Source organism: Bartonella sp. TS25HLJMH (genome assembly GCF_042193505.1).
In the GTDB taxonomy this organism is placed as follows: Bacteria; Pseudomonadota; Alphaproteobacteria; order Rhizobiales; family Rhizobiaceae; genus Bartonella; species Bartonella grahamii.
Window position 1 is genome coordinate 1 of record NZ_JBHILV010000107.1, and the last position, 320, is coordinate 320.

The 320-nt window shown below is 43.1% G+C and carries 1 pseudogene; it reads left to right on the forward strand.

The features are described from left to right. Window positions 1-23: 23 nt before the first annotated feature. Window positions 24-320, forward strand: a pseudogene (locus ACFINF_RS09510) (alpha-D-glucose phosphate-specific phosphoglucomutase); the annotation flags it as partial.

The window sequence follows — 320 nt, forward strand, 5'->3', positions numbered from 1 at the left end:
AGTTTGTATGATCGCAGTAGCAGTTGCGTGCGCATTTATCCCAGGCAGGCAAGCAAATTGCCGGATTTCGTGTCGAAAAAGCAGATGATCCTGCCTATTGCTATCCTGTTGATTAGAGCATGAGCACAAAACAAGGTATCTGTATTTTTTCGAGAATGAAGCACGGTTCGTGGTGTATTTATCGGGGACAGGAACGGTGGAAAAAACTTTACGGCTTTATTTTGAGCAGTATGAAGGTGATCCACACAAACATAACCAAGATCCGCAAAAAGTCCTTCGACCTTTGCAACAAGCGGCACTTCAATTGTTGAATATACAAC